This is a genomic window from Microcystis sp. 49638_E5 (assembly GCF_021300285.1).
Lineage (GTDB): Bacteria > Cyanobacteriota > Cyanobacteriia > Cyanobacteriales > Microcystaceae > Microcystis > Microcystis aeruginosa_C.
Genome location: NZ_JAJTDH010000036.1, coordinates 12587 through 36585, shown reverse-complemented (window position 1 = coordinate 36585; position 23999 = coordinate 12587). Strand labels below are relative to the sequence as shown.

General features: G+C 43.2%; 18 protein-coding genes and 3 pseudogenes. 13 read left to right on the top strand and 8 right to left on the bottom strand.

Annotation, left to right across the window (positions count from 1 at the left end; translation table 11 throughout):
* Positions 1 to 63: 63 nt before the first annotated feature.
* The 4 genes from metH (at position 64) to LW728_RS12130 (ending at position 7105) form a co-directional block, all read left to right on the top strand.
* Positions 64 to 3627: a methionine synthase gene (gene metH, locus LW728_RS12145; protein ID WP_287766795.1), complete on the top strand. Its 3564-nt coding sequence runs from the start codon at positions 64 to 66 to the stop codon at positions 3625 to 3627.
* A gap of 517 nt (positions 3628 to 4144) precedes the next feature.
* Entirely contained in the window at positions 4145 to 4747 is a 603-nt protein-coding gene (locus tag LW728_RS12140) for a J domain-containing protein (protein ID WP_149979390.1), read from the top strand.
* A gap of 2 nt (positions 4748 to 4749) precedes the next feature.
* Positions 4750 to 5814, top strand: a complete 1065-nt coding sequence (locus LW728_RS12135) for a hypothetical protein (protein WP_287668173.1) — start codon at positions 4750 to 4752, stop codon at positions 5812 to 5814.
* A 232-nt stretch (positions 5815 to 6046) separates the two neighbouring features.
* The gene (locus tag LW728_RS12130) at positions 6047 to 7105 is read left to right on the top strand and encodes a D-alanine--D-alanine ligase family protein (RefSeq protein WP_002749933.1); all 1059 of its coding nucleotides are present in this window, start codon (positions 6047 to 6049) and stop codon (positions 7103 to 7105) included.
* 57 nt (positions 7106 to 7162) lie between these two features.
* On the opposite strand, the gene LW728_RS12125 is transcribed toward LW728_RS12130, so the two are convergent.
* From LW728_RS12125 to cpcB, 5 genes are all read right to left on the bottom strand, one after another.
* Positions 7163 to 7906 (bottom strand): Uma2 family endonuclease, encoded by a 744-nt coding sequence (locus LW728_RS12125; protein WP_287766793.1) that lies wholly within the window; start codon positions 7904 to 7906, stop codon positions 7163 to 7165.
* 66 nt (positions 7907 to 7972) lie between these two features.
* On the bottom strand, positions 7973 to 9649 hold the full coding sequence (gene ribBA / locus LW728_RS12120; RefSeq protein WP_287766791.1) for a bifunctional 3,4-dihydroxy-2-butanone-4-phosphate synthase/GTP cyclohydrolase II: 1677 nt from the start codon (positions 9647 to 9649) through the stop codon (positions 7973 to 7975).
* 137 nt (positions 9650 to 9786) lie between these two features.
* Positions 9787 to 10665 (bottom strand): phycobilisome linker polypeptide, encoded by an 879-nt coding sequence (locus LW728_RS12115; protein WP_004268965.1) that lies wholly within the window; start codon positions 10663 to 10665, stop codon positions 9787 to 9789.
* 176 nt (positions 10666 to 10841) lie between these two features.
* Positions 10842 to 11330, bottom strand: coding sequence for a C-phycocyanin subunit alpha (gene cpcA, locus LW728_RS12110; RefSeq protein ID WP_004268966.1), 489 nt, complete (start codon positions 11328 to 11330; stop codon positions 10842 to 10844).
* A gap of 66 nt (positions 11331 to 11396) precedes the next feature.
* Positions 11397 to 11915 carry a C-phycocyanin subunit beta gene (gene cpcB / locus LW728_RS12105; RefSeq protein ID WP_004268967.1) on the bottom strand — a complete coding sequence of 173 codons (519 nt, stop codon included), beginning with the start codon at positions 11913 to 11915 and terminating at the stop codon, positions 11397 to 11399.
* Between the two features lie 716 nt (positions 11916 to 12631).
* Here cpcB and LW728_RS12100 point away from each other — a divergent pair.
* Together LW728_RS12100 and LW728_RS12095 are read left to right on the top strand one after the other, a co-directional pair.
* Positions 12632 to 12922: a hypothetical protein gene (locus LW728_RS12100; protein ID WP_287668163.1), complete on the top strand. Its 291-nt coding sequence runs from the start codon at positions 12632 to 12634 to the stop codon at positions 12920 to 12922.
* Between the two features lie 133 nt (positions 12923 to 13055).
* Positions 13056 to 13485 (top strand): annotated as a pseudogene (locus LW728_RS12095) (reverse transcriptase N-terminal domain-containing protein); the annotation flags it as partial.
* Here the strand turns inward: LW728_RS12095 and LW728_RS12090 are convergent.
* Positions 13479 to 13721 (bottom strand): annotated as a pseudogene (locus LW728_RS12090) (hypothetical protein); the annotation flags it as partial. The pseudogenes LW728_RS12095 and LW728_RS12090 sit on opposite strands and share 7 nt — an antisense overlap.
* A 122-nt stretch (positions 13722 to 13843) precedes the next feature.
* Here LW728_RS12090 and LW728_RS12085 point away from each other — a divergent pair.
* The 3 genes and pseudogenes from LW728_RS12085 to argC form a co-directional block, all read left to right on the top strand.
* Positions 13844 to 14833, top strand: coding sequence for a DUF389 domain-containing protein (locus LW728_RS12085; RefSeq protein WP_004268972.1), 990 nt, complete (start codon positions 13844 to 13846; stop codon positions 14831 to 14833).
* A gap of 86 nt (positions 14834 to 14919) precedes the next feature.
* Positions 14920 to 15183 carry a DUF3146 family protein gene (locus LW728_RS12080; protein ID WP_004268973.1) on the top strand — a complete coding sequence of 88 codons (264 nt, stop codon included), beginning with the start codon at positions 14920 to 14922 and terminating at the stop codon, positions 15181 to 15183.
* A gap of 274 nt (positions 15184 to 15457) precedes the next feature.
* Positions 15458 to 16537 (top strand): annotated as a pseudogene (argC, locus tag LW728_RS12075) (N-acetyl-gamma-glutamyl-phosphate reductase); the annotation flags it as partial.
* 360 nt (positions 16538 to 16897) lie between these two features.
* On the opposite strand, the gene LW728_RS12070 reads toward argC, so the two are convergent.
* Positions 16898 to 18190: a D-alanyl-D-alanine carboxypeptidase gene (locus tag LW728_RS12070; protein ID WP_287766790.1), complete on the bottom strand. Its 1293-nt coding sequence runs from the start codon at positions 18188 to 18190 to the stop codon at positions 16898 to 16900.
* 149 nt (positions 18191 to 18339) lie between these two features.
* Here LW728_RS12070 and plsX point away from each other — a divergent pair, with 149 nt between their 5' ends.
* The 3 genes from plsX (at position 18340) to fabD (ending at position 21645) form a co-directional block, all read left to right on the top strand.
* Complete coding sequence (gene plsX / locus LW728_RS12065) at positions 18340 to 19395, top strand: phosphate acyltransferase PlsX (RefSeq protein WP_004268976.1); 1056 nt, start codon at positions 18340 to 18342, stop codon at positions 19393 to 19395.
* Positions 19396 to 19578: 183 nt separating this feature from the next.
* Positions 19579 to 20580 (top strand): beta-ketoacyl-ACP synthase 3, encoded by a 1002-nt coding sequence (locus LW728_RS12060; protein ID WP_287668154.1) that lies wholly within the window; start codon positions 19579 to 19581, stop codon positions 20578 to 20580.
* Between the two features lie 138 nt (positions 20581 to 20718).
* Positions 20719 to 21645 carry an ACP S-malonyltransferase gene (gene fabD / locus LW728_RS12055; RefSeq protein ID WP_287766789.1) on the top strand — a complete coding sequence of 309 codons (927 nt, stop codon included), beginning with the start codon at positions 20719 to 20721 and terminating at the stop codon, positions 21643 to 21645.
* Positions 21646 to 21820: 175 nt separating this feature from the next.
* Here fabD and LW728_RS12050 read toward each other — a convergent pair whose 3' ends face one another.
* Entirely contained in the window at positions 21821 to 23041 is a 1221-nt protein-coding gene (locus tag LW728_RS12050) for a molybdopterin molybdotransferase MoeA (RefSeq protein ID WP_287766787.1), read from the bottom strand.
* Between the two features lie 11 nt (positions 23042 to 23052).
* On the opposite strand from LW728_RS12050, the gene LW728_RS12045 reads away from it, so the two are divergent.
* The gene (locus tag LW728_RS12045; RefSeq protein ID WP_287766786.1) at positions 23053 to 23934 is read left to right on the top strand and encodes a glutaminase; all 882 of its coding nucleotides are present in this window, start codon (positions 23053 to 23055) and stop codon (positions 23932 to 23934) included.
* The last annotated feature ends 65 nt before the right edge of the window (positions 23935 to 23999 follow it).

Here is a 23999-nt window from a genome sequence, read left to right as displayed (position 1 = left end):
TAGCAGATTTCTAGTAACTGTATTACAATAAACTTTCAAAATGCTATAGCAGTAAATCTCTCTATGAATAGCCCCTTTCTTGACTACCTCAACGGTCCAAAGCATCCCGTCCTCGTCTTTGATGGGGCGATGGGAACTTCCCTACAAAGCCAAAATCTGACGGCCGAGGACTTTGGTGGGGCAGAATACGAAGGTTGTAACGAGTATCTTGTCCATACTAAACCTAGCGCCGTAGCGAAAGTCCACGAAGCCTTTTTAGCAGTGGGTGCGGATGTGATTGAAACCGACACCTTTGGGGGAACCTCGATAGTTTTAGCCGAGTACGATTTAGCCGACCAAGCCTATTATCTCAACAAAAGCGCCGCCGAACTGGCCAAGGCTTGCGCGAATAAATACTCTACCCCCGAAAAACCCCGTTTTGTGGCGGGTTCCATGGGGCCGGGGACAAAACTGCCCACTTTGGGTCATATTGACTTTGATAGCCTCAAAAATGCCTATGTGGAACAGGTAGAGGGCCTGTACGATGGCGGAGCAGATTTATTATTAGTAGAAACCTGTCAGGATGTCCTGCAAATTAAAGCGGCTTTAAATGCTATTGAAGAAGTATTTCAGAAAAAAGGTCAACGATTGCCCCTGATGGTTTCGGTGACGATGGAAACCATGGGAACGATGTTAGTAGGAACGGAAATTAACGCCGTTGTCTCTATTTTACAACCCTATAAAATTGATATTTTGGGACTTAACTGCGCCACCGGTCCCGATTTGATGAAACCCCATATTAAATATCTCTCGGAAAATTCCCCTTTTATTGTTTCTTGTATTCCTAACGCTGGTTTACCAGAAAATGTCGGCGGTCAAGCGCATTATCGCCTCACTCCCGTAGAATTAAAAATGGCTTTAATGCACTTTATCGAAGATTTGGGAGTACAAATTATCGGCGGTTGTTGTGGTACTCGTCCCGACCATATTCAAGCTTTAGCGGAACTAAGTCAGGGTTTAACTCCGAAATCTCGTCATTATCATTATGAACCCTCCGCCGCTTCTATCTACAGTACCCAACCCTATATTCAAGATAATTCTTTCCTGATTGTCGGGGAAAAATTAAACGCCAGTGGTTCTAAAAAATGTCGGGAACTTCTCAATGTTGAAGACTGGGATAGTTTAGTATCGATGGCGAAAGCGCAGGTAAAAGAAGGAGCGCATATTCTCGATGTCAACGTCGATTATGTGGGCCGGGATGGGGTGCGCGATATGCACCAATTAGCCTCTCGTTTAGTTAATAATGTCACCCTACCTTTAATGTTAGATTCCACCGAATGGGAAAAAATGGAAGCGGGGTTAAAAGTAGCGGGGGGTAAATGTATCCTCAACTCTACTAACTACGAAGACGGGGAACCGCGTTTTTATCAAGTCTTGGATTTAGCGAAAAAATACGGCGCAGGGGTAGTAATTGGAACCATTGATGAAGAAGGAATGGGACGCACTGCCGAGAAAAAATTCCAGATAGCTAAACGGGCCTATTATGCAGCGATAGAATACGGAATTAATCCCTACGAAATCTTTTTTGATCCTCTAGCTTTACCGATTTCTACCGGTATCGAAGAAGACCGAGAAAATGGCAAGGCTACTATCGAAGCAATGCGTCGAATTCGCCAAGAACTGCCCGAATGTCATATTCTTTTAGGTGTGTCTAATATCTCTTTTGGGTTGAATCCGGCAGCGCGTCAGGTATTAAATTCCGTCTTCCTCAACGAAGCGATGCAGGTGGGGATGGATGGGGCAATCGTCAGCGCCAATAAGATTCTTCCTCTGGCAAAAATTGAACCAGAATATCAGCAAATTTGTCGGGATTTAATCTATGATAATCGTCGTTTTGATGGCGATATATGTGTTTATGATCCCCTGACCAAATTAACCGAATTATTTGCGGGGAAAACTACTAAAAAAGACCCCTCTAGTAATGCTAATTTACCCGTGGAGGAACGCTTAAAACAGCATATTATTGATGGGGAAAGATTGGGACTGGAAGAGGCTTTAAAGCAAGCTTTACAGGACTATCCACCCCTCGATATTATTAATATTTTTCTCCTGGATGGGATGAAGGTAGTGGGTGAGTTATTTGGTTCGGGACAAATGCAGTTACCTTTTGTTCTCCAATCGGCCCAAACTATGAAAGCAGCCGTTGCCTTTTTAGAACCCTTTATGGAGAAAAAAGAGGGTGATAATAATGCCAAAGGGACTTTTATTATCGCAACGGTTAAAGGGGATGTTCACGATATTGGTAAAAACTTAGTTGATATTATCTTGACCAATAACGGCTATAGGGTGATTAATTTGGGCATTAAACAACCTGTAGAAAATATCATCGAAGCCTACAAAGAACATAAGGCCGATTGTATCGCCATGAGCGGTTTATTGGTGAAATCGACGGCTTTTATGAAGGAAAATCTAGAGGTTTTTAATGAAAAAGGAATCACCGTTCCTGTTATCCTTGGCGGGGCAGCTTTAACTCCCAAATTTGTCCATGATGACTGCCAAAAAACCTACAATGGACAGGTTATCTATGGTAAGGATGCCTTCTCTGACCTGCATTTTATGGATAAATTAATGCCCGCTAAAGCTGGCGGTCAATGGGATGATAGTAAAGGCTTTTTAGCGGAGTTTGCCGAGGCAGAAAAACCCCCGGTTGTCGCCGAAGAATTAAAGGTTAATCCCGATACTATTTTTACCGATGGCAGCGTCAACCAAGAATTAGTTATTGATACCCGTCGTTCCGAAGCGGTGGAAGTTGATATTCCCCGACCAACACCACCCTTCTGGGGTACTAAAATATTAACGGCAGCAGAAATTCCCATCGAGGAGGTTTTCTGGTATTTGGACCTACAAGCTTTATTTGTCGGTCAATGGCAATTCCGCAAACCCAAAAGTCAATCTAAGCAAGAATACGACCAGTTTTTACAGGAAAAAGTTCATCCAATTCTGACAGCATGGAAAGAGAAAATTGTCAAGGAAAATTTACTAAACCCCACATTAATTTATGGTTATTTTCCCTGTCAATCCTCTGGTAATTCCCTGTTAATTTACGATCCCGAATCGATACAAGCAGGCGAAAAACCCGAAAATCTGCAACCGATAGCCATTTTTGAGTTTCCGCGCCAGAAATCCGGTCGCCGTCTCTGTATTGCTGACTTTTTCGCCCCGCAGGAATCCGGTATTATCGATGTTTTCCCTATGCAAGCGGTGACGGTGGGGGAAATCGCCACGGAATACGCTAAATCTCTCTTTGATGCCAACGAATATACGGAATACCTCTATTATCACGGCATGGCTGTCCAAACCGCCGAAGCCATGGCCGAATGGACTCACACCCGCATCCGTCGCGAGTTAGGTTTTGCAGAGTTCGATCCCGATAATATCCGCGATATACTACAACAGCGTTACCAGGGTTCTCGCTATAGTTTCGGCTATCCCGCTTGTCCCAATATTCAGGACCAATACAAGCAACTAGATCTGTTAGGATGCGATCGCATTGGGATGTATATGGACGAAAGCGAACAATTGTACCCAGAACAATCCACCACCGCCATTATTACCTATCACCCCACCGCTAAATACTTTAGTACCTAATCAGTGATCAGTTATCAGTGATCAGATTTGAGTTTTCATTGCAATTATTGCGGTTGTTTAGGAGTCAGTCCCGATGCAACAAGTTACACCGCCAAACATGAAAATATTCTGATTGATAAATTTGCGTTATTTCAGCTTCTATTTTCCAGTCAGTGCCTCTCCTGATATGTAGCCTATACTCAACGGATTTAGTATGATTGACGAATTTGCGTTATTTCAGCCTCTATTTTCTAGTCAGTAGTTAGTAACACCACCCTTATCAAGGGTAGGGTTGATTCATGAATCAACCCTACCTTATCAAGGGGAGCAGGGGGGATCGAACCTAAAATCCATTTTTAATTTAATTATAACGAGCTACTTAAGAATAAATTTAACCACTTGACAAAGTGGCCACAGCAGTGGTATTAATTTAGGATAGGAAGTTTTCGGGAGTCAGTCGTCGGTCGTTCATACCAAATTAGCCTACACTTCATCTTGATAAGAAAGGCTAGATTTTTTGCAGCTTCTTAGGGAAATTATGACCACTAATCCTCTTAACTCGCTCATTTTAGAGCAGATTAGTCATATCTGTGAGCAATACTCGATCGAAAGTCGTATTCTCGAAGATTTTGCCGATTTTGTCATCAAAAACCACCGTAAAAAGTCTCCTAAACCATCGTTAACTAAATCAAAAACTACAGCCACCACCACCACAAGCTCAAAAGTTAAACCTTTAACTCTAACGCAACTTAAACAGGCAGTTTATGCCTATTTTGAGGTTAGCAATACCACAGAATTAAAAAAATCGAGTATGTTTCAAATGGCTACTAGAGCCTTTGATAACATCAATTTATCTCAGCGAGAAAGTTGGGAAAAAATTTACAGAGAGTATGTAGGTATTTTACCAGAAGAAGATGGGGAAACAGGTAAGCATTGTATTAATGGTATTAATATATTTAAATATTTTTATCCCTATCGTGTTTTCGAGCTTGATCCAAAAACTGCCACTAAGGAAGACATTAAAAATGCCTATTATCGTCTTTCTAAGATCTATCATCCCGATAACCAAGAAACAGGAGACGCAGAAGTTTTTGATTGTTTAACTGTCATGTATAAGTCTATCACCACGGAGATAAAATAATCATGCCTCAGAAAGCAAATACCTTCCTGATCCGGGATACCGAATTAGCTCAATGGTTTTCTATTACTCTTGAAAAACTAGACAAAATTGTTGATATTTTTGATGCTGATCCTAATGATGATTGGGATTTAGTTGAAGGTGTCGATTATCAATTTGTCAACAAAAAAGATAAAGTTAGATTGTTTTCTTTTGAAGGTGCTTTAAAAATTGCTTCCTATATTGATCAGCATGAAAAGCGAGGAATTTTATACAGATTTAGAGAATTTTTTACTAAGCACGATCAAAAAATTCGTCGCTCTTTGGCACGAAAATTAATTTTTAATGAATTGGCTGACTCTGGCGAAATTAAAGTTTATCAAGGAGTGGCTATGATTCATAAACAGAGTTTGCGGCGAATTTTAAAAACTAATGGAGCCAAGCTAAATCAAACATTCAATAATCTTAAACTCCACGAATCTTCATCTTTGAAAGTTGATGATGAAGAACTTGCTAAGGTAATCAAAAATACTAAAACAGAAGTTCGTCCTTTAAAAATAGGAGTAGATTTTTACGAAGATGAAAAAAGAGAGTTTTGGTTCTCTGAAAGTGGAGTTGTTCGCATTTCTAAATCCATGAGTGAAACTTTGACGAATAAATCGCGCCAAGAAATGTGTAAAATGATTGAAATCGAGTTTCCTCTTGCCTTTAAAGAAATTCAGGAAAATCTAGATGACGATACCAAACAAAAAATCGAGATTGAAAAGGCTAAAAAACGAGCTAAAACTAGAGATAAAAACACTTGTCAGGTGACAGGGCAAAAACCGGATAGAAATAATAAATTTAATCTCGCTGTCCATCATCTTTACTCTGCCCAAAAATATCCCCATCTAGCGACATTAGATCTGAATTTGGTGACTATTAAAGAAGAAATTCACCAAGAATTCCACGGTAACTTAGGGGGATTTCATCAACCTTGTACCATCGAGGATTTTATCGAATTCTTGCACGTTTACTATCCCGAACATCAGGGCAATTTAGCCTTAAAACTTCAGAAAACTAAGAAAAAACTGGAAAAATTAGCTAAATAATCATTCAATTTCGGGGGGTGAATAGCTCCAAAGTGATTATCCATTTTTTTAGGGAAAGAACGACCACATCTCATCATGAGCGATAATTAATTTATCGAGAATTTGGGTTAAAACTCCGATCTGACGAGGGACAGCCGCATCTAAATCATTGGCAACTATTGTCAACTCCGCCCATAGTATATATGATAGTTGAACTCTAATTTAGGATCTAGCTGGGTCTAGAGAGGATAATATGGATAAGATCAAGGTAGGATTGTTGTTTGGTGGTCGATCGGGAGAACACGAGGTATCTATCAATTCGGCTCGATCGATCCTGCAAGCTTTTAATTATCCCGAAAATCTTGACAAATACGCCGTTATCCCCTTCTATATCGATAAAAATGGCTGTTGGCATTCGGCAGCAACTGCTAGACAAATTTTAACCTCTGGGCAACCCCTAGCTATTGAGAGTGATATAAAAGTCAATATCTGGCAATTTCCCCCAGAAGTGAGCGAAATTGAGGTTTGGTTTCCAATTCTCCACGGACCGAATGGAGAAGACGGCACTTTACAAGGATTACTCACTCTCATGCGGGTTGCTTTTGTGGGTAGTGGGGTCCTGGGTTCATGCCTAGGCATGGATAAAATTGCCATGAAAACTGCTTTTGCAGCCGCTGGATTACCCCAAGTTAAGTATAAGGCTATAACCCGCTCGCAAGTGTGGTCAAATGCCTGTGTTTTTCCGCAATTGTGCGATCAAATCGCCGAGGAAATAGGTTATCCTTGTTTTATTAAACCCGCTAATTTAGGTTCTTCGGTGGGTATTAGTAAAGCTCGCAACCGGCAAGAATTAGAGGCTGCTTTAGATAGTGCTGCTAGTTATGATCGACGGATTATTGTTGAAGCAGGAGTAACCGCAAGGGAGATCGAATGTGCGGTTTTAGGTAATGATAATCCCCAAGCTTCTTTGGTGGGAGAAATTACTTTTGATAGTGATTTTTATGACTATGAAACTAAATATACTGACGGGCGATCGAGTATGGTGATTCCCGCTAATATTCCCGATAAAATTGCTAATCAAGTGCGAGAAATGGCTGTAGAAGCATTTAAAGCTGTGGATGCTGCGGGATTGTCGCGGGTGGATTTTTTCTATGTGGAAAAGACTGGGGAAGTGTTTCTCAATGAAATTAATACTCTGCCGGGGTTTACTAATTTTAGTATGTATCCCCAACTCTGGAAAGCCACTGGTTTAGAGTTTGATAAATTGGTCGATAAGTTGGTACAATTAGCCTTAGAAAGACAGGAAAAATAAGGTTAAATTACCACCATTTCTAGGATAGGAATTACCTATCCTAGAGATATTTATCAATTAGATAGTTTCAGGATCAATGCCCAATTCTCGTAATTTTTGGGCTAATTTTTCCTTCTCCAAGATAGCTTGTTCTTTTTCGAGGATAGCCTGTTCCTTCGCTTGTCGTTCCTGTTCCCTTTCTAAAAGAATCTGTTCCTTTGCTTGTCTTTGCTCTAATTCAGCTTCTTGGGGAGTGGGAACCAATTGACCATCGACGGTAAAATAACGCAGTTTACGGTCAAATATGCCTAAATATAGTTCTAATTGTTCACTCCATAAATAGCCGTTTTCATTAGCAGCAATAGCCTGATATTGTCCAGCAATTAATCTAAATCCTTGCAGTTCTAAACTTTCAGGATCAAACCAGAAATAGTTAGGAGTCCGAAAGGTATTTTGATAGAGAATTTTCTTTTTATTGCGGTCAATATTGGCCGTAGAATCGGAAAGAATCTCCACGATCACATTGGGATATTTACCCCCTTCTCCCCAAACCACCCAACTTTTGCGGGGACGTTTTTCTGTATCTAAGACGACAAAAAAATCAGGACCACAAAAATCACGTTTTTTTAGTTGTTCTTCGTTATAGTAGATGGTAAGATTGCCCGAAGCATAGTAATTAGTTCTTTCTTGCCATAACCTTTCTAAACAACCGATTAGAATTGTAATTTGTTGTAGATGTAGATCACTTTCCAAGGGTGGTTCATCACTCCATAAATCGGTGGGGGGACAGGTAACTTCCGGTAAAATGTCGAGAGTTGTCATAGTTTTTCCCCGTTATACTAGCTTTGTTTAATTATAACTGTTACGCTCTTTTCTGGTCATCAAAAACTAATTTTTTGCTGAATCACGAGTAAAACTGTAGATAATTTGGGTAGCTAATTGTGGTAATTGTGAGAAATCTTCATCGGACATTTTTTGACGATCGAGTTTCATTTGTAATCCCGTCATCGAATCGTCTCCGTCGGAAATTAAAAATTCTAAGCGTTCAATTTCCGACCAATCTTTAATGTCATTTAATATCTTGTCAATAACCAGAAGATAAGGATGGGAAGGATTTTTATACCAATTACTGCTGACACCCTGACGAATATCTAAACCTAAATGTACGATCAAAGGGGCGCGATCAAAAAGGGCATTGGCTACCGGTCGGGTTTCTTCTTGGAGAGATAATTGATTAGCGCGACTTAACTGCCGTAATTTCTCTAATTGATGATATCTTTGCGAAATTGACGGCGGATTTTCCCCCCAACTGAGAGCGATGGTGACTAGATAGGTTTGTAAGAATAGATGTCCTAACTTTTCCGCTTTTGTGGCCAGATAATTGGAATTATAATCATTAGCCTCGATCAGCAAAGGTACTCGCTCGACTATTTCCAAACCATAGCCTTTTAATCCGGCAATTTTACGCGGATTATTGGTAATTAAACGAATATTTCTCACCCCCAAATCGTTGAGCATTTGCGCTCCCATCCCGTAATCGCGCAAATCGGCGGGAAATCCTAACCTTTCGTTGGCTTCCACCGTATCTAATCCTATATCCTGTAAAGAATAGGCTTTTAGCTTATTAATTAAACCAATTCCCCGTCCTTCCTGTCGCAGGTAAACCACCACCCCTAAACCGTTGTTTTCAATCATTTTTAGGGCAGCTTGTAACTGTTGCCGACAATCGCAACGCAAGGATCCCAAAGCATCCCCGGTCAGACATTCTGAGTGCATTCGTACCATTACAGGTTGATCACCAAAGAGAGCGGGATCGCCTTTCACAATAGCGATGTGTTCGGTTTGATCTAATAAATTTCGGTAGGCATAAAGCTGAAAAGTGCCGAATTGACTAGGAAAATTACAGACCGTTTCCCGATGGACAAAGCGATCGTGTTTTAAGCGATAACCGATCAGATCGGCAATGCTAATTAACTTTAAATTATGTTGACGAGCGTATTCAAATAGTTGCGGTAAACGGGCCATGGAACCGTCGGGATTTTGGATCTCACAGATAACTCCCGCCGGATACAACCCGGCTAACCGAGCTAGATCCACGGCTGCCTCCGTATGACCGGCGCGTTTTAAGACCCCACCGGCTTTAGCACGAATCGGGAAGACATGGCCAGGACGGGTGAGATCGTCGGGACGAGTGACCGGATTAATGGCAACTTGCACGGTTTTCGCCCGATCTTCTGCCGAAATGCCAGTTTTAACCCCTAAATGGGGAGCGGCATCGATGCTAACGGTAAAAGCGGTTTGATTGCTATCGGTGTTTTTTGTCACCATCAAGGGTAATTCGAGAGCATCAAGACGCTCTCCCGTCATTGCCAGACAGATTAAACCGCGAGCTTGCACTGCCATGAAGTTAATCAGATCGGGGGTGGCAAATTGGGCCGCACAGATTAGATCTCCTTCATTTTCGCGATTCTCATCATCAACTACTACAATAGCCCGTCCGGCTTTGATTTCCGCTAAGGCAGTATCGATAGAGTCAAAAGCGATCGAAGTGACAGTCACAGGCATTAAAACGATAGAACTATTTTCATTCTACAGGTTTGCTCGATCTGCTGAGGGTCAATTTCTGCCAGTTCCCTAGAAAGAAGTCTCCCGGTGAACCTGACGGCTGCCCGGGAGACTTTTAGCTATCTTAAGCTAGAAAATTAGTTCAAACTAGCGGGGGTGATGCTGGCAACTTTGCCACCGAGACGGTTGATCTGTTGCAGGGTGTTATTTAACTGTTCAAAGGGGACGATAATCGCTTTGCTACTGCGACGGACACGGGGATAACCCGGTTTGCTGATGGCGGCAATTTCCACGCGATAGAGCTTACCCACATCACCATAGGCCACACTACCACCAAGAGCTTTACTGGGGGTGTTGCGTTGACCGGAGGGACGATAGGCCCAACCATCGCTGCCACCGGAGGGACCGACTACTGCCGAAGCGCCGTTTTGGGCTAATTCCACCGCTAAACGGGAGGTTTTGCCGGCAATCTGAGAGCGATCGCTGTTGGCATAACCGCGATAGAGTTGGAACATCCGGGTAAATCCCACGGTTTTTTGACCGGGTTGGCTGGCAAAACCACGATAGTAGGGAACGATACTATCGCCGAAGTTTTCGGTATATTCGGCGGAATCGATGTAGGAGTCGATATCGGCCTCGAATCCTTTGTTTTCGTAGAGATCGAGGTGATAGACCACTTCCGACTCATCGTAGGGAGCGCGACCTAAAAGATGTTTGATATTAAGTTCGATGACGCGGGTTTGGAAGTTACCGTAGAAGAATTTGTTCTTATACAGTTCCGATTTGGCCACGGCGCGGACGAATTCCCGCACGGTGATCGAACCGTTGCAGAGTAAGGATTCGGCACTGGTAAGGCGCTCGGAACGCATGATATAGTCATTGCCTAGCACCTGACGATAGACAGCGCGAATAACCGCCTGTGCCTCGTCACGGGACCAATCGGGACGTAATTCCACGGGAGCAACCTCGCTAAAAGCGGTTGTCCCTAAACGGGAAGCTGAGGTAGTAATTGCCACTAAAGTTCTCCTACAAAAAAATGATCATTTTCTGATCGCTCAAAACTAGGGGAGGATCAGTTCGATTACCTAGCCACCTTGACGATGGATATAACAAGGTCTGGAAGAACAGGTGATTGCTAACCCTTTTGCTAACAACCTCCTGTCTTTCCAGACCAGCAGTTTTTTTGATCGGACTAGCTGAGAGCGTTGATAGCGTAGTCGATATAGGAGTTGGCTTCTACTGCGGGGTCGCCACTTAAACCATGGTTGGCTTTGATGTATTTGAGAGCTTCGATGTACCAGCTAGGAGACAGGTCGAAGGTGCGGTTGATTTCGTCAATACCAGCGATGAGGTACTCGTCCATCGGACCGGTTCCACCAGCAACTAAGCAGTAGGTCACCATGCGGAGGTAGTAACCGATGTCGCGAGCGCATTTCTCTTTACCGCGTTGGTCCGCCGCAAAGTTAGCCCCTTGCATTTGGGTGGTGTAGGGGTACTTGTTGTACACGGCTTGAGCGGCACCGGAGATCAAAGAACTAGCTTTTTCGGTTAAAGCTTTAGCGGCGGTGAGGCTGGCAGAAGCTTGACGAAAACGACCGAAAGCAACTTGGATTTCGGTGCTGCTTAAGAAACGACCTTGAGAATCAGCGGCTGCTACGGCTTCGGTAAGGGGGGTTTTCATTGTTTGGTATCTCCCAATAATCTTGCAATAAGTTTCCTACGGTTTAATTGAGACTAGCCCCAGGGACTAGGCGACAGCAGCGGCGGCGCGGTCGAAGTAGCTGGCAATTTCAGACATTAAAGCACTGCAATCGCCGGGGGTGACACCGTTGCGATCGTTAGCGATGGACAAAGCAGCTTCTTTCATTTTGCTTACGCCAGCAGCTACGGAAGCTCCAGGTACTCCTAAAGCTACATAGGTTTCGCGAAGACCATTTAAGCAACGATCATCGAGAACACTGCCGTCGCCAGCGAAGGTAGCGTAGGTGACATAGCGCAAGATGATTTCCATGTCGCGTAAGCAAGCGGCCATACGACGGCTGGTGTAGGCATTACCACCGGGGGTGATCAGTTGGGGCTGTTCAGCGAACAGGCTACGAGCGGCGTTGGCAACGATGGTGGAAGCGTTACTGGTGATCCGGTTAACAGAGTCCATCCGTTTGTTGCTGTCCGCAACCATGGCGCTGAGAGCGTCTAGTTGGGAAGAACTTAAATATTCGCCACGAGCATCAGCTTGGGATACTACCCGGGTGAATGCGTCAAACATTGTGACAATCTCCTAAATTTAAATGGGATTCGCTTGCAATTAAAAGGTTTTCCCTCTTAAGGGATTTCACGGTGAGCCTAGACGAGCCTTGACCGTGATTGTTGCGACCTACTTTAAGAAACCTGAAAAAACTTCATGTCTCTCTCATAAATCACCTAAGGAGGTTAAACAAGTATCCAGCTTAACTTTTGTCTGTTATCTTGGCCCCTCAAATTAAATTTATACACTGCTGTCGAAACTTTGTTTGTTACATATTATTAAGTTTTTTGCTGTCTTTTTGTAACGGTCACTTAACAATAACTCGATCGAGTTGGTCATCAATTCCTGACCATGGCTCAAAGCCTCTCACCGTCGGGAAATCAGAGACAGCAAGGCTTTAAGGGTATAAAGAGCAGCAAGATAAAAATTTTAAGTTTTTTTTAATATTTCCCCGCTTTCCCTTCCCCTATTACCCAAGGATTGCCCTTTCCAGCCCTCAAATTACGATGAAGTTTTGTAAAGAAGGGAGAGGGGCGTGGGAATTATGAATTATGAATTATGAAGTGGGGGAGTGGGGAGAATCAATAAAAAGCTGTCTCCTGACGACCGACGACCGGCTCCTGACCTTAAACTAGAAATCAGTGTGCGAAACGTTTAGGCATGAAATAGGGTTGAAATACCCGAAATAACCGCCTAGTAAGGTCTTCAGTCCCTTGACTGAATCTAAAAGGTCAACCTTGACCAACCTTATAACTGTTTATCTGTCCCGACGTTTAGTATCACCCGATACCAAATTATGCAAGGGAACTCAAGGTCAATACACTTGTAATAATCGTTACAAGTTGAGAGTAACGGCGATAGCCCCCCCAGATTCAGAAATCACAACTCTGGGACTGAAGCGGGGAACGGAAGGCACAGAGGCGAAACCTAACACCAGAATCGAGACCACTGCCAACCATCCACGATTAGGCTGGGTTCTGAATGTCCGACCTGAACCATCGTTAATTATCAGCAGTGAAATAGGTTGACACACTGCGTTCAAAAGAACAAGGGTTTGAATGTAAGGATAGAGTCCAGTAGGAGTCTATATGACGAAACCCTTGAGAAAGTAAAGGATTCGGGAAACCGGAAACCACTAAGACTACGAATGTATGGAAAGCTATCAATTGGGGTAAAATCCAAAGATACGTTTTCAAGCTCCAAAAGAGAATATTCCAAGCAGCTAAATCGGGACAGGATGCAAAGGCTAGAAGGTTGCAACGTCTATTAGTGAAGTCATACTAAGCTCGTCTATTAGCGGTAAGAAAAGTGACCCAAGATAATCAAGGAAAAAGGAACACTTAAAGCAAAACCGCTAAGGAGGGTATGGATTCCTAAACCAGGAAGGGATGAAAAACGCCCATTAGGAATACCAACCATTAAGGACAGAGCTAGACAAGCGTTGATTAAATCGGCACTCGAACCAGAATGGGAATCAAGAATGGAAGGAACCAGTTACGGTTTCCGGCTGGGAAGGTCTGCCCATGATTCAATTGCCAGAATCTACACAAGTATCCGTCTTAGTAATTACTTTGTGTTAGATGCTGAGGTTAATTTCGAGAGACAATTACGCACCTCCGCACGAGTGGGAGAATTACGATAGGGTTCTAGGAGAGTGCTATTTAGGGCAATTTGACCTAATAATCCTAGATTATTGACAGTTATTTGCCCCTCTGGATGAGGCGAAAAAAATAGAGCAATCTGTCGGGTTTCGTCGGTAATTTCTTTGCTAATTTCTACTTGGCCTAGGGGCGTTAACGAAGGCGGTCGGCGGTCGGCAGAGGGCAGGAGGTTTCATCAATCGAGGCGAAGAAAAAAACGGTAAGATTAGTTAAAGAAAATGATACAAATATATATTGATTAGACAAAAAAAGCTATAAGTAAAAGAAAAGTCAATCTTCCTCAGCCCCATGACGAGAAAAGAACAGCCCCACTCGTGGTTCTCAAGAAAACCCTTAACCTGGCAACAATCGCGGGCTATGTGGCGCGATTTATGGTTAGAAGCGTCCCTCGATTTTCCCTATCTAGCTTTGATTGTTAGTTCTTGTGCAATCGCTACCTTTGGCTTAGTCGCCAATAGTGCGGCCGTGATTATTGGGGCGATGATTATTGCCCCTTTGATGTTGCCGATTCGTAGTCTGGCTTTTGGTGGTTTAATTGGCAGTTGGCGATTAATTCGTAAGTCGGCCTTGGCGATTTTAGTTGGTACGATCATCGCTTTAGCAATAGCTTGGTTGCTAGGATTATTGATCGGAATTTCTGAATTTGGTAGTGAAATTCAAGCCCGTTCTCAACCGAATCTTTTAGATTTAGGAGTAGCAATTACGGCGGGCGCAATCAGTGGTTATGCCAAAATAGAACCGAAAATTTCAGGTACTTTAGCGGGAACAGCAATCGCCGTGGCTTTAATGCCGCCAGTTTGTACGATTGGTTTAGGATTATCCCAAGGCAATTGGGTCCTAAGTTTGGGGGCAACTCTGTTATATATTACCAATTTATTAGGCATTGCTCTCTCCTGTTTGTTGGTCTTTTTGCTGGCAGGTTATTCTAATTTTCATCGGGCGCGTAATGCTCTAATTTTGACTTCTATCCTGACAGCAGTTTTGCTAATTCCCTTAGGAATAAGTTTTGCCACTCTGGCCAATCAAGCTCGCTTAGAAAGGTTGATTAAAAAAGCTTTATTCCAACGAACGATTACTTTTCAACGGGCAGAATTATTGGAATCTTCGATTAATTGGCTCAAGCAACCTCCCCGGGTGAGATTAGTAGTAAGAACCGCCGAAAGCATTACCCCCAGACAGGTGGAATTGTTGGAAGAATTCATTACTAAGGAAATGGGGCGCCCTTTTCAATTAAATGTCTTGGTTTCTAAGGTTAATGAAGTCACTGCCCCAGAATAAAGTCGATAAAATTAGCGCAAGTAATGACAAACAAGGATTAATTCGCTATCTTAATGTTTGATATTTAATCTATAGGTAGGGTTCAGGTGAGTAGCGGCAATCGACCAGAAAGCACGGCTTATGTGCGGATAATTAAGCAATCTTGGCAAACGGGGAAATTAGAGGGGGAAGTGCGGACGGAAGAATATCAATGGCGGTTTCAATGGCATTTTCTTCAAGGTAAGTTATTAGTACAACCTTCCCTAGGTAGGGCTTTGATTTTTGAACCCTTGAATCGGTTTTTAGAACGCTACGATTATCAATTAGAACCGGGAGGAGATTATGAATTTACGGTGCGATCAAAATTGTAAAGATGGAGGATTAAATCACAGGTTTTCTCCTAAAGAGGAAGTTTAACCTAATTTGGCCTCATCTCCCGATGACCGATTCCCTAAAAGGAAAACTTTGTACCTCATCATTAAGATAACCGGCTATTGATCAAGAGAAATTGACGTTTTATGGACAACCCGGCCGAGATTCTGGGTTTTTACAGGAAGTTTTTTGATTTAAATCCCACTGGTTAGGCTAAAATTCAGCCATAGCAAAGCGTTATATTAACGATAAGAATTTTTAGGAATAAGGGAAATGACGCAAGGACAGAAGGTTTCAGTGGGTATTGTCGGCGCTTCGGGATATGGTGGCGTACAGTTGGTACGTTTGCTCAAAGAACATCCCTTAGTAGAATTAGTCTATCTGGGGGGCGATAGTAGTGCGGGGAAACCCTACAGTGATTTATATCCCCATCTCGGTCATAGTATTAATCTTAATGTGGAGGCGATCGATTTAGACATAATTGCCTCCCGTTGTCAAGTGGTTTTCTTGGGTTTACCCAATGGTTTAGCCTGTGATTTAGCCCCTCCTTTGCTCGCTAAAGGGTGTAAAGTGTTGGATCTGTCAGCAGATTATCGTTTTACTAGCCTAGAAACCTATAGTAAATGGTATGGCAAGGAACGTCAGGATCAAGCGATCGCATCTACGGCTGTGTACGGTTTACCAGAACTTTATCGGGAAGATATTAAAAATGCCTCTTTGATCGGTTGCCCCGGATGTTATCCTACTGCTAGTTTAATGGCGATTTCTCCCCTGTTAAAACAGGGTTTAATTGTCCCGGAAACCACGATTATCGATGCCAAATCGGGAACTTCGGGAGGGGGAAGACAGGCTAAGATTAATATGTTATTGGCAGAAGCAGATAGTTCGATCGGGGCCTATAATGTAGCGGGAAAACACCGTCATACTCCCGAAATTGAGCAGATTTGCGGTGATTTAGCCGGTCATGAGGTGCGCGTCCAGTTTACTCCCCATTTAATGCCCATGGTTCGGGGTATCCTGTCCACAGTTTACGCAACTTTGCGGGATCCCAATCTGGTGCGGGATGATTTGATCACTATCTACAATGCTTTTTATCGCGCTTCTCCCTTTGTCAAAATCCTACCGGGGGGAGTCTATCCACAAACTAAGTGGGCCTGTGGTACTAATTTATGTTATCTCGGTATTGAAGTGGATCCGAGAACCGATCGGGTGATAGTGATGTCAGCGATCGATAATTTAGTTAAGGGACAATCGGGACAAGCGGTACAATGTCTCAATCTCATGATGGGTTGGGAAGAATCCCTTGGTTTACCGCTTTATCACTCAATCCAAGCCTTTGGGGGGTTCTACCCCCCAAACCCCCCGTTGGGGGCGTGGCGCCGCCCCCAAACCCCCCGCGCATTAGTTTTTCGGTGGGATGCTTACACGCGATTGTTGATATATTTGTACCAGTTTAAGAGTCACTGATAATTGCTGATTGTCGGTATTTCTGCAAATGTGAGATGCACCCCGTTTAACCACACATCACATCCTTTGCTCAATTTCGGGAAAAACTGGCAAAATTTTGTCACTATGATTTGTTTACCGATTGGCAGCAAAGACAAGGAGAAAATGGCAGAAAAGTAGTCAGTTTATCGGCAAAAGTGAATATAAAACCTTGCTAAAGTTCCTCACCACCAAACTAAATTTGATTGTCAAGTTGATATCAACCCCTTAGAAACCTTGACTTATTCGACTGGGATCACCTAGAAAGGCCCTTGCAGGAATCGATCCTTTAGTAGCTTCCGGGAGAATTTGCCAGTGTTGATCTAAAGCTTGTAACACCCGGTCCTGCTGATTTCTGAATCCCTCGATATTGCTACTACCAGCATTCATAATTACAAACCAAACTTTACCCCTTTCTTGGGTGGGAATTTCTCCGGCTAAGGCACTAACTTGGGCCAAAGTTCCAGTTTTAATCATCACTCCTTTAGGAATGGCCCGCCACTGCATAGTTCCTTTGGTATCGCGTCCCCCCACCGGAAATAAATCGGCGACTTTGATCGGTTGATTGGCTAACTTGCGATCCAATGCTTTCAGAATCTCAATAACTGCCCGGGGAGACAAGCGATTTTCTACCCCCAATCCCGAACCATTAATTAATTGAATTTCCTCCGCTCCTACCCCAGTAATTTTAGTATTAATTGCGTCCACTGCCGCGGGACCACCGAGCAACTCCGCTAACATTTCTGACATGACGTTATTACTATAAATATTCATCTGACGCAACAGTTCCGTTAAAGTTAAGGACTGATGACGCAACAATAATCGGGCATTTTCGGGGCGAATTTGACTGGCTCGAACCATGCCCAAAATCTTCACCTGTGGGGCTTGTGTGCCGCTAGGAAGACTCTGAAAAGCTTTTTGGGTTTCTTTTGACCATTTCGATTGATCAAGCCCAATTTTCAGCAATTCTCCCGCTTTGAGGGGATCGGTTTGAAAATTCATGGCGAATTGACCCGTAATGATCAGATCGCCTTTGACCTGACGGATACCTAATTGATCGAGGCCATTGCCCACTGCGATCGCTTCTTCCCAGACAAAGAGAGGATCCCCTGACCCTTCAATAATTAAATCTCCCTCCAACACCTCGTTTTTAAGCTCTCCCGTTGTGTAAAAACGAGTAGCAAAACGATGATCGAGAGGCCAGGTTTCCACGGCGGCGAGAGTAGTGGCGATTTTAGTTAAAGAAGCCCCCGAAGCGGGCAGATTACCCTGATGGTCAGCTAAATCAGCCCATTCCGTCTCAATTAAGACCCGTTGTTGACTAGAGTTTAAACCTTTTTTCGTCAAGTCTTGCAGATAATCGGCCACGATCGCCGCCACCCGGGGATCGGGAGCGGTGGGAAGGTCAAAAATAGGCTGATTTTGCCAAGAAATTAGGGGAATATTGGCGATCGGTTGGGATTGCCCCCCCAGCCAACCGAAGAGAAAGCCGAAAACTGCCAAATTAAAAACTGAGAACATCTTTTCCTTAATCGCAATGATGCCTTATTGTATAGAGATGATTGGTAATTTTTAACAATTGCTCGATCAGAAAACACTAATCCTCGATCGGCCAGCTTTTCTCAAGAGCTGCCGCTCAACTTATTAAAGATTTCTATCCCACTGACTCAATGGCAGAAACGGCATTAAATCGGGCAAGAATCGCGGTAGATGCGATGGGAGGTGACTACGCTCCCAACGAGATCATCGCGGGATCGATGCGAGCTTCCGAAGAATTAGATGTAGAAGTATTATTAGTCGGCGATTCTGAACGGATTGAGGCTTATTTCCAGCATCATCCCCGTCCCAAGAATCTCACCATCGTCCACGCAGAGGAAGTGGTGGCTATGGACGAAGAGCCGATCACCGCTATCCGTCGCAAACCGGCGGCCTCGATTAATGTGGCCATGGATTTAGTCAAACAAAATCGCGCCGATGCAGTGGTGGCCGCCGGTCACTCCGGGGCAGCCATGGCGGCGGCGTTGCTGCGTTTAGGTCGTTTAAAAGGAATCGATCGCCCGGCGATCGGTGCGGTGCTGCCGACGATGTTAGCGGGTAAATCGGTGATTATCCTCGATGTCGGGGCGAATGTGGACTGTAAACCCAAATATTTAGAGCAGTTTGCCCTAATGGGGACAATTTACAGTAAATACGTTATGGGTGTTGAAGATCCGAAAGTCGGTTTACTCAATATCGGCGAAGAACCCAGCAAAGGTAACGATCTCGCCCTAAAAACCTACGAATTATTAGAAAATAACCAGCAAATTCCCTTTATTGGCAATGCTGAAGGCCGGGATGTGCTATCGGGACAATTCGATGTGATCGTCTGCGATGGTTTTGTCGGTAATGTCCTGTTAAAATTTGCCGAAGCGGTGGGAGGGGTTATCCTACAAATTCTCAAAGAGGAATTACCTAGGGGGATACAGGGTAAAGTCGGGACGGCTTTAATTAAACCCAATCTTAAACAGATCAAACAACGCATGGATCATGCAGAACACGGTGGTGCGCTGTTATTTGGAGTCGATGGGGTCTGTGTGATCAGTCACGGCAGTTCCCAAGCACCTTCAATTTTTAACGCTATCCGACAGGCGAAAAATGCCGTTGATAATCGCGTTTCTGAGCGCATTCAAGCCTACAATGACCACCATCATCAATTAAAAAAGTTGTCGGTGAACAGTGAAGATTAAGCTGTCAGCCATCTTGAAGCCGTCGGGAGTCAGGAGACAGGAGACGGGAGACAGTTATCAGTTATCAGTTCACTGTTTACTGAAAACCTCCCCACCTCCCAATTCATAATTCATAATTTAGAATTTATAATTCCTACTTCCCACTGATAACTGATAACTGATAACTGAAAAAGGGGGAATATTTTGAACGGATTCGGGGCAGCAGTCGTCATGACCGGTTGTGGATCAGCCACACCAGCGCAATTTCTTAGTAATGAAGAACTCAGCCAAATTGTCGAGACTTCCGATGAGTGGATTAAAAGTCGTACTGGCATCGGTAAACGTCATTTAGCGGATCAATCGGTGTCTTTAAGCCAACTAGCGGCCCAAGCGGCGATTAAGGCTCTAGAAATGGCTCAGGTATCACCTAGGGACATCGATCTGATTCTCTTGGCTACTTCTACCCCCGATGATCTGTTCGGTAGTGCGGCCCAAGTTCAAAGTCAGATCGGGGCCAATCGGGCGATCGCTTTTGATCTCACCGCCGCCTGTTCGGGTTTTCTGGTGGCATTAGTCACCGCCACCCAGTTTATCCGTACTGGTACTTACCGCAATGTCTTGGTTATCGGGGCCGATGTTCTCTCCCGTTGGGTGGATTGGAATGATCGCGCTACCTGTGTCCTCTTTGGTGATGGGGCAGGGGCGGTTCTTTGTCAAGCAAATGATACAAAAGATAACATTCTCGGTTTTGAACTCCATAGTGACGGCAGCCAGAATGGTTCTCTTAATCTCGCCTATCAGGGGGAGGAATTGCCTCTTAAGGAGGGGATAAGGGTTCAAAAAGGGACCTATAAGCCTCTAACGATGAACGGACGGGAAGTCTATCGTTTTGCCGTGGCGAAAGTGCCAGAGGTCATCGAAAAAGCTCTCTATCGGGCTAATTTAACCACCAGTGACATCGATTGGTTAGTTCTGCACCAAGCTAATCAAAGAATTATGGACGCGGTGAGCGAGCGCCTGAAACTGCCTCGGGAAAAAGTGATCAGCAATCTCAGCGAGTATGGCAATACTTCCGCGGCATCGATTCCTCTAGCCCTCGATGAAGCTGTCAGGAGTGGTAAGGTCAAAAAAGGTGATATTATTGCTTCTTCCGGCTTTGGTGCCGGTTTAACTTGGGGTGGGATTATCTTCCGTTGGGGAGATTAATTCAGTGAACAGTAAACAGTGATCAGTAAACAGTAACCAGTAAACAGTAAACAGTAAACTAAAAACTCACATCTGATAACTGATAACTGATAACTGATAACTGACCCAAACACATCTATCTATCTATTTTAAGAACTTATGAAAACAGCGTGGATATTCCCGGGACAAGGATCGCAAGCGTTAGGAATGATTGGAGATTTAGCGGAAAGTGCGCTTGGCCAAGAGAGATTAGAAATAGCAGAAAGAATCCTCGGTTGGTCGGTCTGGGAAAAATGTCAAGGGGATGAAGAAACCCTATCTCGTACTCTTTATACCCAACCTTGTTTATTTGTGGTGGAGAGTATTTTAGCGGATTTGTTGCAAGAAAAAGGTCATTTTCCCGATCTAGTTGCCGGTCATAGTCTCGGTGAATATTCCGCTTTGTATGCAGCCAGGGTGTTTAATTTTGAGACAGGATTAAATCTAGTTCAAAACCGTTCCCGTTTGATGGATGCGGCCGAAGGTGGTAAAATGGCCGCCTTAATGAAATTTGATCGCACCAGTCTAGAGACAGTGATTAATCAGACGGAAAATGTAGTTATTGCTAATGATAATAGTGCCGAACAAGTGGTGATTTCTGGGACTCCTGAAGCGGTGGATTTGGTATTAGGTCAAGTGAAAGTTAAGCGGGTTATGCCGTTAAAAGTATCCGGTGCTTTTCACTCTCCCTTGATGGAAAATGCCGCTATTCAGTTTCAGCAGATTTTAGAATTGGTTAATTTTAGGTCTGCAAAAGTTCCCGTTATTTCTAATGTTAATCCTAGCCAACCGATCACCGATGCGGAGGAATTAAAAATATATCTGATCCAGCAGATGACTAGCTCGGTTCGCTGGCGAGAAATTATGTTAAAATTGCCAAATGTGGGTGTGGAAAAAGCGATCGAAGTCGGTCCGGGTAAAGTTTTAACTGGTTTAATTAAACGAACTACTCCCGCAATTGAGTTAGAAAATATTAGTCAATTAGCTGATATATACAATAGTAGCGACGATGTTAAATTGCAGGGTTCATTAATTGGTGTTGGTTAAATTATCTGGCAATATTTTCGATGAAGTAAATTGATGGATACCTAAGTAGTTAGGTGTTAAAAACCATCAGACACCCCCCTTATCAAGGGGGGATTAAGGGGGGATCGACACCCAAAATCTATCTTCAATTTAATTATAACCAGCTGCCTAGCCAAAAATTTGGTTAGGTATTTTTTCAAGAAACTATCATAACTTCTACTGTTTCTCCTGCTTGTATAGTAGTTTTACCCTGGGGAATTATGGCTAAAGCATTAGTACCCGCTAAATTAATTAAATTAGCCGAATTGTGTTGTCCGGAAGCGAGTTGAAATTGATAAACTCCCTCGATAATTTCTATTTTTCCCCAGAGATAAACTTCCCTTTGTCCCTTAGATTTGAGAGTATCGCGGGTGATAACTCGCAGAAATTTGTTCTGATAATCTGTCAATCCTGATAATTTTTTAATGGCCATTTGTACGAAGCGCCAACAGGAAACTAAAGCAGAGACGGGATTACCGGGGATACCAAAGTAAACACAACCGTTAGGAAAAGTAGCAAAGGTTAGGGGTTTACCCGGTTGAATAGCAACGCTGCGAATCAGAATTTTTCCTCCTAATTCCCCTAAAATTCCCTCGATATAATCATAATCTCCTACAGAAACACCTCCGGTGGAAAGGACGATAGCACTAGAATTAATGGCTTTTCTGATAGTTTCTCTGAGAAGATCGGGATTATCTTTGATTATACCTAAAGGTCTGGGAATTGCCCCTAAACTGGCGACAAATGCGGTTAAAGCGTAGCGATTTGAGTCAATAATTTGACCTTTTTGGAGGGTTTCATCGGGATTAATTAATTCATCTCCCGTGGAGAAAATTGCCACTTTCGGACGGGAAAAAACTGTTAATTCGGTAGCTTGTGCCGTGGCTAAAACTGCTATTTCTGGAGAATTAAGGGCAATACCGGCTTTTAATAAGGTATTTCCTGCTTGATAGAATGTGCCACGTTGACGCACGAAAAGACCTATTTTTTCGGGAGGGATAAGAATCGCCACTCGCTCCCCTTTTTTGTTAGTATTTTCCTGCATGATAATCGTATCACTGCCGGCGGGTAACATCGCTCCTGTAAATATTCGGGCTGTTTCTCCTGGTTGAATAATTTTTTCGGGGGCTTTGCCGGCGGGAATTTCGGCGATAATCTTTAAAGTAACGGGATTTTCTGGGTTAGTGTCTTTGACATCTTCGTAGCGGACAGCATAGCCATCCATTGCGGAATTATCCCAGTAGGGAAAGTCTAAATCACTGCTGATATCTTCGGCTAAAATGCGCCCAAAAGCTGCCTCTAGAGAAACTTTTTCGGTTTCTTGTCGGGGTTGAATTTGAGTTAAAATTATAGATTCTGCTTCTTTGACTGAGTACATGGATTAAAAAAATGAACCGATTAGCTAGATTAAGGGTGGAAGATATACAAACTTGGATCGGGGAAGTGCATTTATCGGATATCAAGGGTCAGACTCCCTATTATATTCCGGTTTTGAACCAAGTTCATCCCGATGTTTTCGCTCTTCAGATTCACTGTCTTGAGGGGGAGATTTTGTCTTGGGGAGATGAAACTGTAACTTTTCCTTTGATGAGTGTGATTAAACCTTTTTTGTTATTATATCTTTTAACTCATTTAGGGGAAGATGCTGTTTTTCGTCGCGTAGGAAAACAAGCTTCTAGTTATCCTTTTAATTCTTTAACTCAACTGCAAGAGGATTGCGGTTTTCCCCGTAATCCAATGATTAACAGTGGTGCGATCGCATTAGCGGATTTATTAGCAGGAGAAACGCCAGAATCTCGCTGTGAAAATTTGCTTTTATGGTTAAATGAAATGGGTAATTGTCAATTATTTCTTGATCGCTCTGTGCTTGCTTCTGTTCACTCCTATCCTAATACCCACAATCAAGCTTTAAGCTTAGAATTAGAAAAAAACAGTTATATCAATCATCGTTATTTAGCCCTAGAAACCTACAATCGAATCTGTTGTTTGTCTGGAAAAATTGCAGATCTTGCTAATTTAGGTAAGTTGATTTTAGCTGCTCCTTTTGGCGAAATTATTCTAGAAATTATGACTAATTGTGGACTCTATGAAGCTTCCCAACAATTCGCCCTTGAGGTAGGTTTTCCCACTAAATCGGGAGTTAGTGGAGCTTTGTTATCAATTGTACCGGAACAGGGAGCGATCGCTTGTTATAGTCCCCTGTTAAATGAGCAAGGTAATTCAATTTTAGGACTTAATTTGTTAACATATATCAGTCATTTTGTCAAGTAAATTTAATCTATGAAAATAAGCTTTAATTACTCAAAAAAACACCGATACTTTTTCTAATTTTTCTG

Excerpts from the sequence above, each read along its gene's own strand:
- LW728_RS12070 (WP_287766790.1), bottom strand. The coding sequence starts at position 18,190 with ATGTTCTCAGTTTTTAATTTGGCAGTTTTCGGCTTTCTCTTCGGTTGG.
- cpcA (WP_004268966.1), bottom strand. The coding sequence starts at position 11,330 with ATGAAAACCCCCCTTACCGAAGCCGTAGCAGCCGCTGATTCTCAAGGT.
- LW728_RS12130 (WP_002749933.1), top strand. The coding sequence starts at position 6,047 with ATGGATAAGATCAAGGTAGGATTGTTGTTTGGTGGTCGATCGGGAGAA.
- LW728_RS12045 (WP_287766786.1), top strand. The coding sequence starts at position 23,053 with ATGAACCGATTAGCTAGATTAAGGGTGGAAGATATACAAACTTGGATC.
- ribBA (WP_287766791.1), bottom strand. The coding sequence starts at position 9,649 with ATGCCTGTGACTGTCACTTCGATCGCTTTTGACTCTATCGATACTGCC.
- LW728_RS12125 (WP_287766793.1), bottom strand. The coding sequence starts at position 7,906 with ATGACAACTCTCGACATTTTACCGGAAGTTACCTGTCCCCCCACCGAT.
- fabD (WP_287766789.1), top strand. The coding sequence starts at position 20,719 with ATGAAAACAGCGTGGATATTCCCGGGACAAGGATCGCAAGCGTTAGGA.
- LW728_RS12085 (WP_004268972.1), top strand. The coding sequence starts at position 13,844 with ATGACGAGAAAAGAACAGCCCCACTCGTGGTTCTCAAGAAAACCCTTA.
- LW728_RS12050 (WP_287766787.1), bottom strand. The coding sequence starts at position 23,041 with ATGTACTCAGTCAAAGAAGCAGAATCTATAATTTTAACTCAAATTCAA.
- LW728_RS12135 (WP_287668173.1), top strand. The coding sequence starts at position 4,750 with ATGCCTCAGAAAGCAAATACCTTCCTGATCCGGGATACCGAATTAGCT.
- cpcB (WP_004268967.1), bottom strand. The coding sequence starts at position 11,915 with ATGTTTGACGCATTCACCCGGGTAGTATCCCAAGCTGATGCTCGTGGC.
- metH (WP_287766795.1), top strand. The coding sequence starts at position 64 with ATGAATAGCCCCTTTCTTGACTACCTCAACGGTCCAAAGCATCCCGTC.
- plsX (WP_004268976.1), top strand. The coding sequence starts at position 18,340 with ATGGCAGAAACGGCATTAAATCGGGCAAGAATCGCGGTAGATGCGATG.
- LW728_RS12140 (WP_149979390.1), top strand. The coding sequence starts at position 4,145 with ATGACCACTAATCCTCTTAACTCGCTCATTTTAGAGCAGATTAGTCAT.